The organism is Nostoc sp., assembly GCF_036917515.1.
Classification (GTDB): domain Bacteria; phylum Cyanobacteriota; class Cyanobacteriia; order Cyanobacteriales; family Nostocaceae; genus Nostoc.
Genome location: NZ_JBALDE010000213.1, coordinates 16737 through 29752, shown reverse-complemented (window position 1 = coordinate 29752; position 13016 = coordinate 16737). Strand labels below are relative to the sequence as shown.

Genomic DNA, 13016 nt, shown 5'->3' with positions numbered 1-13016 from the left:
ATTTCTAGCTGATATATCCCTGACATTGTTCATCCTTCATCTGGTTTATTCTTATTCTCTCATCTGTAGTCCAATTTTAGAGAATTGGTATTAGTATAGGCGCAGCCCGTCGCAGACATCGCTTCACTATCTACCGTTAACACTCGCACTCTTGGTATGATTTCGGCAGCAAAACGCTCCATTTCTGTAGCAAAAGGCTGGAATTGCAGCATGAAAGTACCAATTCCTACTTTGGTAAATTCAGCAATCTGATGGGCTACAGTTTCATAGCTACCAATCAATCCTGCTGCTGTACCGCCATTGCTCCCCACACCAGGGTACTTAGCCATGTTTTTGAACATAACTACTTCCGAATCTACTCCTTTAAGTAATTCTGAGCGATCGTCTTGTGCTAGTACCATTGCTCTAAGGTTTTGATATTCCGCTTGGGCTTCTTCGTCTGTCGGTCGAGCAATCACAAAAGCTGACATAGCGAAGCCTAAAGGTTGAGAGCGAAACTTACTTTTTTGAGCAACCTGAGCAATGGTTTCGCGGATGACTTCAATCGGACGGCCATTGAGGAAAAATGTATGCGCTTCTTTTGCAGCTAGTTCTTGGGCTGATTCTGACTCTCCCCCTACATATACACGCGGATGTGGTTTGGCTATGGGTGGGGGATTAAGCTTCAAATCATTGATCTGAAAATATTCACCGTAGAAGTTGACTTTTTCTCCATTCCACAAAGCTTTGACAACTCTAATCCATTCATCCGAATAACGATAACGCTCATCGTGGGTAAGGAAATTTATCCCCGGTTTTTCCATTTCTGGCTTGAACCAGGCACTTACTAAGTTAATAGAAAAACGTCCATGACTTATAGCATCAATACCTAATGCCATCTTTGCTAAGAGGGCGGGATGAAACAGTAATGGCTTAACAGCTGCAATAATCTCGATAGAGTTTGTTGCTTGTGCAAGAGCTGCTGCTGCTGTCCAAGTTTCTAACTGGTCAAGTTCTTGGTTCCTGGGATTGATGATATGTTGCGCTATTAAAGTTGTGGTAAATCCGCACCTTTGAGCCAATTGGATTAAATTCTTGGCTCGTGAGTAACTAGCATCACGAGGTTCAAGAGGATGGTTCATCACACCGCAGTTGCCGTAAACGGGAATCCAAATCCCATAGCGTGGTTCAGACATAGTTTTCTAGAACCTTTATAGTCGGTACTAAAACTTTATTTTTGTACCTGATTCATGTTCTACGATAAATCTACCGATTTACCGTAATATATTATGAGGTTTGCATAGATCAAGATAAAAAACAAGGGTGTCTTTATATTAAGTAAACCTTTCACAACGAGTTAGTGGCTGCGATGGCTGGATTACCAATCCATTCCCGACTCCCCGCTCCCTATTTACATTTGGAGGTAAGAATGTCAGAACCACGCTACGGTATTTGGGCACCTGTTGGGGGTAACTTTGGTCCTCTCAATACGCCAGATGAACCGATTGATGCTAGTTTTGAACGCACGCGATCGCTAGTATTAGAAGCAGAACGTTTAGGATATGTCACCACTTTAGTCGCACAACACCTTGCCAATCCTCGTAGTCTAGATTTAGAACAGTTGGAAACTTGGACAGCTTGTGCCGCGTTGGCTGAAGCTACGGAAAGTATAGAAATTATCGCCGCGATTAAACCTTTATTATTTCATCCAGCCGTTCTAGCCAAGATGGCCTTAGGTATTGATGCAATAAGTGGTGGACGTTTTGCCATAAACCTAATTAGTGCTTGGTTTCGTCCAGAAATGGAGCGTACTAATATCCCCTTCCCTCCCCATGATGAACGTTATCGCTATTCTGGTGAATGGTTGCAAGTTGTTAGAGCTTTGTGGAGCGGTGAGAGGGTGAACTTCGAGGGTGAATATTTCAAAATCCAAGATTTGAGCCTTCGACCCTTCTCTGTTGCTCAACCTTATCCTCGTATCTACCTGGGAGGAGCATCAGATCCAGCGCAGATTTTAGCAGCCCAACAAGCCGATGTTTACTTCATCAACAGTCAGCCGATTGAAGATGTCCGCAAAGTAATTAAACAAGTTTTGAACCGACCACGTTTGCGACCCCAACCAGTCCGCTTTGGTCTTTCAGCCTTTGTCATTGCTCGCCCTACAGACGAAGAAGCCCAAGCAGAACTAGAACGACTCATGGCACTGCAAAAGTTGGAAGAACAATATAAGTTAAGTGTTGCTAAAGGAGTTGATCCAGAAGTCGTCATGTTCCAACTCTTCGCCAAAAATCCGGCTGTTGGCGGCAATGGTGGCACAGCCGCAGGATTGGTTGGCAGCTATGATACAGTTGCAACTCGCGTTGCAGCTTTCGTTGATGCAGGTATCGACACTTTCATGCTGCAATTTAATCCCTTTGTCCGGGAGATGACACCTTTTGCCCAAGAAGTTATGCCTCGTGTGCAACACTTGCAAAAAGTTACTTAGTTGTTGACCGAATGCGCCCTTTCAACGGTTGGTAATTTGTGATGAGCGATGCCTAGTTGGGCTACACCGGGAGCAAATCATAATTAACTAATTGCCCATGTCATTACCCCTGAGGAGGATTGAAACTTTTACAACAGTTCCAACCGGAGCGGAGTAGTTTCTGAAATTAACGTTGTGCTGGAGGCGATCGCTCTTGTTCACGCAAGAAATATAGCTAACCCGTTAGTGATAATTATCCGTGCGGCTAAAGCACCAGTAATAAATTTGCTCTAAAAGGAAAAAGTAAGTTGTTAAAGTCAGGTTTATGAAATTGATAACAGACTGATCAATTTAGCGATAAAAAAATGGTGTCCAATTTGGCGAAAGAAAAAGGAGGGTTCCTACCCCACAGATAAATTAAGAGACTAAACCTGGAGTTTAGACTAAAAAACAAATAAATATTTATAACAATTTTTTGGAAGATGATATAGGAATCCGATTTGATTCCTGAACTTACTTACGTAGCCAGGGAACAGGGAACAGGGTTGGGGGAACAGGCAAGAAGGGAATAAATGTGTACTGAGTTTTTTCAAAAATCAAATACGAGTCCTATATCAATTAGTTTTCATGTTTACTTTACTGATTTATCATGAAGTTTATATATTTTTGGTAACTTTTTTTGAAAATTATAGTAATCTAAGTTTTAGTGAGTATGTTACTTGTTATTTACCATCTAGCTGAAAACAGCTATTTTACAGGTATCTACTACTAATCAAGAATTTCCCTGTAAGTTCTTGAATTTATCACTCCAATTTGTGCAGGGTGACTATTTAGCCCCACACAACATTAGAACCCGTTTCCAGTAATGATCAAGAGATTCCTTTCTGCTGATTTGGTCGCTTGTGCATCTCACCACACACCATCATGGCGGCAATTATCAGCAAACTCATTCTTGGCCGGAGGTTTACGATTATTGTTGTGCAAATGATAATTTTGCTGAATCTCAAGACTAAGAGTTGCTCTACAATCACAAACTTAAGTAAGATATTGAACTTTTGGAATGCTTAGTTTTTAATAATACTTTTTCTTTGGTGAAGTTACTCTCAAGAATAAACTTCTTGAAAAAGTACCCGACGACTTTTCTCACGGATATAAAAACATACTTTCTCAGTGCGGACTTAATACCTATAAGCCTTGATGGAGAAATATTTACGTTTACATTACAGTAGATTTTGGTCGCTCCAGGCTTTCGCATTAGGGACAAAAAACTTTTGTAAGAGAACTAAAGTATCTATAATTTTAGGCCGCAAAATACGGATAACAATGATACTTTTGTGACTGATGGGCGAGAGCCAATGGTCTTTGTGTGGCACTTGAGTTACTGTTAGATTGGCTAGATTAGCTAAAGATACAGAAACCAATCTAATTTTTGAAATACTATATCCTGGCAACTAATCGGGCAATTTTGCTATTGGTCAGTAGCATTAATTGGTTTAGTTGTAACTCGTGGATTATAGCTTAACAGAGATTGGTGAATTAAGAGTTGGGGGTGTGGAATCTCTGTACTAACTCAATTGTTACCGCTATATTTATCTGACAGTGCTTCCAACAAAGTCACGGTGAATTCCGAAAAGGTAATTCACTAATTTTAACTGCAAATGCTAATTTTATTCCAGAGCTATCCCAATGAAAACACTTCCGATTAGTAGATACAGATTTTTCCAAAAGCTCCAGCCCCTACCTTTGTTGAAAAAAATCACTGGTAAGTCGGTTACTGGTTATTTACAGGTGTTTAGCACATCAGGCTCTTGGTCAATATATGTAGATGAAGGGAAACTAATTTATGCCTGCTACTCAGAGAAAATGTTTGAGCCGCTTTACAGAAATTTGCAACGCTTGAGTCAGCAAATTTCTACTCTCCCTGACGGAATCAAAGACCAGTTGCGGGCGATATTTGAAACTGGTATCGAAAATCAGACAATACCGAACCCAGATTATCTGGCTATTTGTTGGTTAGTCAATCAGAAATATATCAGTTCCTCTCAAGCAGCAATGCTGATAGAGCAATTGGCGCTAGAAGTTTTAGAGTCATTTCTGAATTTAGAGGAGGGAAGCTATGAATTTATTCCTGAGAGTTTTCTGGATGATATGCCAAAGTTTTGTCATCTAAATCTACGTTTATTAGTTGAACAATGTTTAACACCCCAAAATGAAGCAGTTTATCGTCAAACATCGCCAAGTTATCAATTGCATACCTCACAATTTTTCCAAATAAATGAGCTACAACCTAAAGTCAAAACTACGCCAAAGTTGCCTAAAATAAATGGCTGTAAACCAGCAGCATACTCAATTAATACTAATGAATACAGAGGTCAGCAAATCATCCAACCGCCTGCCGACAGAAAAATCTACACAATTTTGTGTATTGATGACAGTCCTACAATATTGAATGCTATTAAAAGTTATTTAGATGAGCAAACCTTTTCTGTTATCGGAGTCACTGATTCTTTAAAAGCTTTAATGCAGATTATCCGTATAAAACCTGACATAATTTTGTTGGATATATCAATGCCTAATTTAGATGGATACGAACTCTGCTCTTTGCTGCGTAAACACTCATATTTTAAAAATACACCTGTGATTATAGTGTCAGAAAAAGTAGGATTTATAGATAGAGCTAAAGCTAAGATGGTTAGAGCATCAGGCTATTTAACTAAGCCTTTTAAACAAGGAGATTTACTAAAAGTTATTTTTCAACATATTGTTTAATTTTATAATATAAAAAATCACTTTGTTTTAACAGCCTATTATTTTAAATATTTAAGGTTAAATATTATCTGGTTCACGATCATTTTAGTTATATAATATTGTCTGAGTTCGTTAGAATTAATTATTCATTCTCTTAGAAAGGAAGATTAATACAGTATAATTTAGAATTCATAATTCAAGAGTAAAACACGTTTGATACCTGGGTAACAAACTTAGCTTGTCTACCTCACCAACTTGAAATCTATTACACAAGTTGTTACCAGTGACAAATAATCAGTTAATCTACATCTTTTTTCAAATTGGTATTAGTTAGAAACCCTAACTGAAAAGTCGGTAGGGTTATTTTTCCTGAAATGTCCAGACTCCTTCATCCCAATCTGATTCTGTTGGGGGTGATTGTAACCAATGCTGACAACGCAACAGATGCAACATAGCAGCTTTGTCCTGGCTATCTGCTGCCAAAACATTAGCAAACTCAGCTCTGGCAAGAGAAAACTGCCGCTTAAGGTAATACTCACGCCCTTTATGATAGTGCTCAATCACTTGCAATTTTTTGCTTTCAATTGAATTGGAACGTAAACCTAGTAATTCGTATATAGCTATCGGTTCGTTTCTACCCTTGACACGAATGTAATCTAGTTCTCTAGCCCAAATGTGATCTTGGCATGGTTTAAAGGTGTTATGGCTAATAATAATATCGCAACCATACTGTTTACTAACACTTTCTAATCGAGAGCCAAGATTAACGCCATCGCCAATCGCAGTAAATTCCATCCGCTTACTAGAGCCAATATTTCCACTAATCACGGTATCAGAATTGATGCCAATGCCGATTTTAATTCTGGGCTTATCATCTGCATAGCGACGTTGATTAAATTCGTGCAAGCGATCGCGCATTTCTAAAGATGTTTGTACTGCCATCCAAGCGTGTTCTTCTAATGGTAGAGGAGAACCAAACACAGCCATGATGGCATCGCCGATATATTTGTCAAGAGTGCCTTTATGTTTAAAGACTGCCTCCACCATTGATTCAAAATATTCATTGAGCATACTCACCACTTCTTCTGCTTCTAAGTTTTCCGTTAAAGTAGTGTAGCCGCGAATATCGGAAAATAAAATCGAAACTTCTTTGCGATCGCCTCCGAGTTTAGCGTCATCTAATTTCAGCAATTCTTCGGCTAATTCTTGGGTCATATAGCGGTACATCGTACTCTTGAGCCGCTTTTCATCACTAATATCTTCCATCACCACCAACGCCCCACGGACTTGCTCTTGGTCGCTAGCATCGGCAATTGTGTTAATCGATAAATTAATACTGTGCTGTTCTGTATCAGTGGTTAGGAGTGTGCGATCTGGGTAATATTGCTGGCGGCCTTTTAAGTCAACTGCATGTAATGCATCCTGATACCACTTGCTAAAGTCACCTTCTTTGATGCCGATCGCATCAGTAACTAATTTACCTTCTAAACGGTCTTCTGGCGCCAGCCCTAACAAACGTTTGGCACTTTCATTAGCGGCGATAATTAACCCAGTTTTATCAGTGGAAACCACACCATTGGAAAGACTACGCAGAATGTCACGTTGCATTTGTTCTTGTTGCTTGACTGTGGCAAACAACTGGGCATTTTGCAGCGCTACTCCCGCTTGAATATTAAAAGCTTCCATGAACTCTTCATCGTTGCGGTCAAAGCTAGCTTGGAAGCAGTCGGGAGCTTTGGGCCAATCAGCTGGATTATAAGCAGGAAAATCCCCGGATTTCTTTTTATTTACGAGTTGGGTAACGCCAATCAATTGTCGATCGGCGTTAAATACTGGCATACAAAGCAAGCTACAGGTACGATAGCCATTTTGCTGGTCAAGTTTTTGAGCTGTCTCTGAGTCAGGATCGTAGTACAAATCAAAGCCAATATTCAGTTTCTTGCCAGAAGCCGCTACTATACCAGCAAAGCCTTTACCTACCGGGACTCGCAACTCTTTCGTTGAACCATCATCCTGAGTGATTTTCGTCCACAATTCATGGCGATCGCGGTCTATTAACCACAGTGTACTGCGATCGGCATTCATTAATTCTTTGGCTTCATCCATCACCCGTTTGAGGGTGTCTTCTAAGTCGAGACTGCTTTGAGAGAGAGACTTGATTGCCTTCATTAGCGCCGCCACTGCTCTTTGTTTTTGGGTGGCGACATAAAAAGAGCGTGAGGACTCTAAAATCAAGCGAATCGAAGGGGCAAATTCTTGAAATAATTGTTCGTCAGTACAAGTAAAACCTTTGGTATCAATGCGCTCTGCAAGTAGAGCATTGTGATTGTTCCCAGATTTTAATTTATTCAGTAATTGTACTACCGCAACTAATTGCCCATGTTCATTTAAAAGTGGCAAAGCTAACATCGTGTAGGTGCGATAGCCAGTTCTTTTTTCTTGTTCTTGGGCAAAATGCGATCGCGGATCGTTATAAAAATCAAAGGGAATATTAATAACTTCTTTAAAAGTGGCGACTTCCCCAGCAATGCCTTTATTTGCAGGGATGCGGATTTCTAAAGAGCGACCGCCCTCACCCTCAGCTAAAATTGACCAGAGTTGTTGTTTTTCTTCATCCAATAAAAATATCGTCGTCCGGTCTGCTCCCAGTAATTCCCCAGTTTTCAAGGTAATCGAATGCAACATTTCTTGCAGAAGAGTTTCAAACCCATGAGAATCAAGCATTGATAGGGTTTGATGAACAATCTGTAATTTTTGCTCGACATCCTTAACGACCTGTTTAAAAGTATCCTGAGTCAAGGGAGCAAGAAACGTAGAAAAAGTTCCTTGTCTTGTGGCAAGAGCACCCACAGGAGCAGAATTTGCTGGTAATTCGAGGTTTTCTTGGTTGTGAACACCAATAATCAAATCGGTGGTCTCCCCACAACTTCCTTGATAGGCTGACATAACTGGTATTTTATATAACAGAATGAGGTTTTAGATTTGACAATGAGATTAAATTTATGTAAGTGGTGTTAAAAGCAACAATTGCTTGACATTATCCATAGTTTAATCGCTTGTTTAGCCAGCGTCATCCTGTGAATAAACGCTCAAGTTGATTACCAACAAGCTTGGTTTGACCAAAACCCCTTCCCAGTGGTGCATACAGATGATAAATAGAGGGTCAGACCCCTCATATAAATGAGAAAACAATGTTTTCCGTAGCCATTACCCATCCAAAATTTTCCTCTGGAGGAGATTTTATTATTTATGCAACACCATCTGAACACCTGCAAGCATAAATAGTAACTTGGGTTATTAGATGGGAATTTGGATACAAAATTCTGTTTCTTGGCTTGTTTTTGAGTTACATATTAACTGACCTTGGTGCATTTCTACTACAATCTGATAACTAATAAATAAGCCAAGTCCAGTTCCTTTACCAACAGGTTTTGTTGTAAAAAACGGATCAAATATTTTAGAAATTACCGATTCTTGAATACTCAAACCATTATTTTTAATGCGAATAGTAAGCCAAGTTTCATCAACGATTTCAGTACTAATCCAAATAGTAGGAACAAACGATTGAGATTGAGGATTTTGACTAATCGATAGATTAGCAATTACCTCCTTTAAAGCATAGATAGCATTATTTAAAATATTCATGAATACTTGATTCATTTGCGCAGGATAACACTTTACCTGGGGAATTACTCCATAGTTTTTAATTACTTGAATCACCATATTTCCCGACTCGCTTTGGAAGCAGTGACGCAACAATGTGATTGTGTGATTGATACCTGCGTGAATATCAACATTTTTGATATCTGCTTCATCCAACCGAGAAAAATTTCGCAGTAACAGCACAATTTCTCTAATGCGATCGCTGCCAACTTGCATCGACTCCAGCACCTTACCTAAATCTTTTTGAATAAAGTCCAAATCCCAGGTTATTATTGCTTCTTGAATATGTGGCGAGGGAACTGGATAGGTTTGCTGGTAAAGTTGCAAGATTTGTAATAAGACATCTGTATACTCAGATGCATGGGTGAGATTAGCGTAAATAAAGTTAACTGGATTATTAATTTCGTGAGCAATCCCTGCAACTAATTGCCTCAGGCTCGACATTTTTTCAGTTTGCACCAGTTGAGCCTGAGTATATTTGAGTTTCTCAAGGGTAACTTTTAGGTCGTGATTAGCTTGAATTAGCTCAGTATTTCGTTGTTCTACCCTAGCTTCCAATTGCTCATTCGTTTGCTTTAGTAATGCTTCTGCGTATTTGCGTAAGCGAAGCTCCTCGTAGACATCGCTAATATTGATTAGTGAGCCAGAGAATTCTGTTTCACTTTGAGGTTGAGCAGACAGTTCCAACCAAACAATTACACCAGTTTGATGGTAAAAGCGGAATGTTTGGCAAACCTCTACTCCAGTTTGTAGCTTTTCTAGAGTTTTTTCCCACAAGTGCCGATCGTCCAAGTCAATGAAATTGCCTAAAGCACTACCGATGACATCTGCTATCCCATAACCAAGGGTATTTGTCCAGGCTCGGTTGAGGAAATTGAGATTACCCAAGCGATCGCACTTAAACACAATTTCACGCAGACTATCCACCAATTCCCGGTAACGCCGCTCAGATTCAGACAATTTCTCAATCAAACTGTACTGAATCTGTGTATGCAATTCATTGCTTAAATCTGACATTCTCTGTACTCGTCAAACGCTGAAGTAACTCGGTATGGTTAATTGTATCGGCGTATAAGGGGAAGACGTGAGTGTGGTAAAATTCTTGCTCAAACACCGTGCGAGCAGAAGTGCAATCAGACAAAACAACAACCTGATAGCCTTTCTCATGGGCAGAACGACCTGTAGAATCAATACAGACCGAAGTGACTGCACCAGCTAGAACTACATGAGTAATCTCTTTATCATGGAGAATCATGTCTAAGTTAGTATTTATGAAAGCATTAAATCCTCGTTTTCCGGGAACTTCGAGAATTCTGCTGCGAAAGGGTAGCAACTCATCAATCATCTGCGATCCTTTTGTACCAGCTTGAAAAGCCCCAACTTCCTTGATAATTTTGAGAATACCAACAGGTTCAACCAATTCCTGGTAGTTTGGCGTAAAAAAAATCGGTGTGGCAATCATCAACACTGGAGTTTGTACCAAACATCGTACAAGCTCAACGGTGTTTTCTAATACTTTGGTGGCTCTTGAGGATTCCTCAATCACATTATGTAGAATACCATCGGCTGCAAAGTAGTCATTTTGATAACCAATCAAGATCACAGCAGTACGTTGGGGTTGCATTGTATTTCTAACTATTTAGTATAAACAAACACTTTATTATTCCCATTTTAAATGTGAGTATGGATGCTGTTAGCGAAATATTTTTTAACTTTTGAAAACCCTAGTACCCACAGCATGATAACCCGCAACTTGGGTTAATATGTTGCAGAGGTACACAAATGAGCATTGCTGTGTCTGTATGGCATAATTTAGTTACCTAAAAATAGCTTGTAAATCATAAGTAATTATATGGGTATTATTAGCTCTAGCTCAACTGCGATCGCTTCCTGTCGCAGATATGTCAGCCTGAAAAAGAAAGTGCTGAGTAAAAAATACTAGTCCCCTGCTTACGATGAACTCTATTAATTTGTCATAATGCCTGTGGCAGACTACTAGATATGTAGCAATCTTATTTAATTTGTGAGAATTGAACCCGCAGATCCCCGACTTCTCAAAGAAGTCGGGGATCTTGTCGAGCGCGAATGATTTAGGATTGCTGTAGATATTAATTTTTATACAGATAAAGTTAATTAAAAATATTAAGCACAATAGCATTTCAACCAAACATAAATATAAAATCAGATTCAATCTTTGGGTTTGACCCAGGATGTGACATTCCCCCTATTATTAGAAATTCACAGGATTATTTTAATGAAAAAATTAAAGACTCAAGTATTTTTAAGCTTGGCAGGTGCATTTTTGGCAGTTGGATATTCCAGTTTGCTGGCTACAGAAATTCCCAGACAGAGTACATCAAACCTTAGAAAGGATTTATTAGCGCAATTAGAAAGCAACCTAAATGTCAATGAGTATCTGGAGAAAAATAAACCAGAAAGTTATAAAGCTCTGAAAAGACAGTTAGATGAAGCTATTGAGGATGCAAAAAGACCGAGTGAAGAGAAAGTAGTAAAAAATCTTTGGTCATTGTCAAAAACTAATCCTCAAGTAAAATGGAGAGAAAATAACGGCAAAATTGAATATTTGATGGCAAGTTGGAAATATGTTAAAAACCCAACTGAGGATTGGAAAATAGGTACAAAAAAAAGTATAGAAACACGCACTTGGTTAACAGCTGTCCCTCAAGTTAAAGAATTTTGTCAAAATTGTCAGGGTATTGGTATAGAGATTCCCGGTAATATCATGCTTTCTCTAAGGTTACAGCAGTATTTAGGCTTAATTTTAAATAGAAATTCAAATAAGACGCATTTTGTCGAAATGTGGGTGAAAGCTGAAGATTTAAGTAGACCATGTATCGATCCAGAAACTAATGATTCTAGTTGTGATGTTTTTGATATACCGATTTCTGCTAATTATCCGATTTTGCAAGAGATATACAGAATTTCTTACCTAGATGCTAGTCCTAGTCAAGAATATTATCCTTGGACAGGTTTAGGTTACACCTATGATTGGGGAAATACGAAAAAACCTCATGAAGGAGCCAGTGAGTTTCTAATCGACGGAACTAAAGAAAAACCGATAGAAGTAGAAGTTGTTTCAGTCACAGCTACGAAAGAATATTGTAATAATCAATATTTAACGGTAAAAGATTAGAAATGAGCGCTCATGAAACACCTTGAAGGTAAAGTGGCTTTGGTAACAGGTGCTACGCGGGGAATTGGTAAGGGAATTGCCATTGGTCTTGGTGAAGCTGGCGCAACTGTATACGTCACGGGTCGCAGCCTCAACAACTCTTCTAGTGATGGGGTTTCAGGTAGTCTTAGTGAAACGAAATCAGCCATTGAGGAAGTCGGTGGTGTATGCATTCCCGTCCAAGTAGACCACAGCGACGATCAGCAGGTGCGTTTGCTTTTTGATCGCATTCAAGATGAACAGGATGGACAACTTGACCTACTGGTAAATAATGCTTACTCAGGAGTTCAGGCAGTAAAAGACGTTCAGGGGCAGCCCTTTTGGGATTCTGAACCAAGTCTTTGGGATGCTAGCAACAACGTTGGTCTTCGCAGCCACTATGTTGCGAGTGTTTTTGCGGCTCGGATGATGACTAAGCGTAACTCTGGACTAATTTGCACGATTTCCTCGTGGGGTAGTATGTTTTATTTTTTTGATATAGCTTATGGTGTTGGCAAAGCAGCTTGCGATCGCCTAGCTGCTAATATGGCTGTTGAGTTAAAACCCCATAACGTCACTTCTGTTTCAATTTGGCCGGGTATTGTTGGTACTGAGCTTTTTTCCCGTTTTGCTTCCCAAATGAATCAAACCAATGCTACTGACTTGAAAAACTCATTAATTAGCGATCGCTACAACTGGGAAACTCCTCTATTAACTGGACGAGCGATCGCTGCACTTGCTAGTGAGCCAAATCTGATCAGCCGTACAGGACGTGTACAGATTGTTGCCGAACTGGCTAAGAAATATAATCTTGTAGATGAAAATGGCGATCGGCCTGCATCATTACGCTCTCTGCGTTTTGTACTACCTGCTGCATTGCCTGTACTGAGAAAATACTCATGGCTTATACCTGATATTAAAGTGCCGTGGTCGCTGCTATTATTGAATGCCCTCAGTTCGCCTAAAATTTAATGGGCATGGGGCATGGGG

General features: G+C 39.6%; 8 protein-coding genes. 4 read left to right on the top strand and 4 right to left on the bottom strand.

What is annotated here, in order from left to right; all coding sequences use genetic code 11:
• Positions 1-59: 59 nt before the first annotated feature.
• Positions 60-1175, bottom strand: coding sequence for an LLM class flavin-dependent oxidoreductase (locus V7K89_RS27875; protein ID WP_335193028.1), 1116 nt, complete (start codon positions 1173-1175; stop codon positions 60-62).
• Between the two features lie 233 nt (positions 1176-1408).
• Here V7K89_RS27875 and V7K89_RS27870 point away from each other — a divergent pair, with 233 nt between their 5' ends.
• On the top strand, positions 1409-2464 hold the full coding sequence (locus V7K89_RS27870; protein ID WP_335193024.1) for an LLM class flavin-dependent oxidoreductase: 1056 nt from the start codon (positions 1409-1411) through the stop codon (positions 2462-2464).
• A gap of 1665 nt (positions 2465-4129) precedes the next feature.
• The gene (locus V7K89_RS27865; RefSeq protein WP_335193022.1) at positions 4130-5212 is read left to right on the top strand and encodes a response regulator; all 1083 of its coding nucleotides are present in this window, start codon (positions 4130-4132) and stop codon (positions 5210-5212) included.
• A 339-nt stretch (positions 5213-5551) separates the two neighbouring features.
• On the opposite strand, the gene V7K89_RS27860 is transcribed toward V7K89_RS27865, so the two are convergent.
• The 3 genes from V7K89_RS27860 to V7K89_RS27850 form a co-directional block, all read right to left on the bottom strand.
• Positions 5552-8137, bottom strand: coding sequence for a GAF domain-containing protein (locus V7K89_RS27860; RefSeq protein ID WP_335193019.1), 2586 nt, complete (start codon positions 8135-8137; stop codon positions 5552-5554).
• Between the two features lie 351 nt (positions 8138-8488).
• On the bottom strand, positions 8489-9871 hold the full coding sequence (locus V7K89_RS27855; RefSeq protein ID WP_335193017.1) for a PAS domain-containing sensor histidine kinase: 1383 nt from the start codon (positions 9869-9871) through the stop codon (positions 8489-8491).
• On the bottom strand, positions 9852-10478 hold the full coding sequence (locus V7K89_RS27850) for a cysteine hydrolase family protein (RefSeq protein WP_335193015.1): 627 nt from the start codon (positions 10476-10478) through the stop codon (positions 9852-9854). The genes V7K89_RS27855 and V7K89_RS27850 overlap by 20 nt, the downstream gene beginning before the upstream one ends.
• 630 nt (positions 10479-11108) lie before the next feature.
• Between V7K89_RS27850 and V7K89_RS27845 the strand changes: the two genes are divergently transcribed.
• Both V7K89_RS27845 and V7K89_RS27840 read left to right on the top strand, forming a co-directional pair.
• The gene (locus tag V7K89_RS27845; protein WP_335193013.1) at positions 11109-12008 is read left to right on the top strand and encodes a hypothetical protein; all 900 of its coding nucleotides are present in this window, start codon (positions 11109-11111) and stop codon (positions 12006-12008) included.
• A 12-nt stretch (positions 12009-12020) separates the two neighbouring features.
• On the top strand, positions 12021-12998 hold the full coding sequence (locus V7K89_RS27840; RefSeq protein ID WP_335193011.1) for an SDR family NAD(P)-dependent oxidoreductase: 978 nt from the start codon (positions 12021-12023) through the stop codon (positions 12996-12998).
• Positions 12999-13016 lie beyond the last annotated feature (18 nt).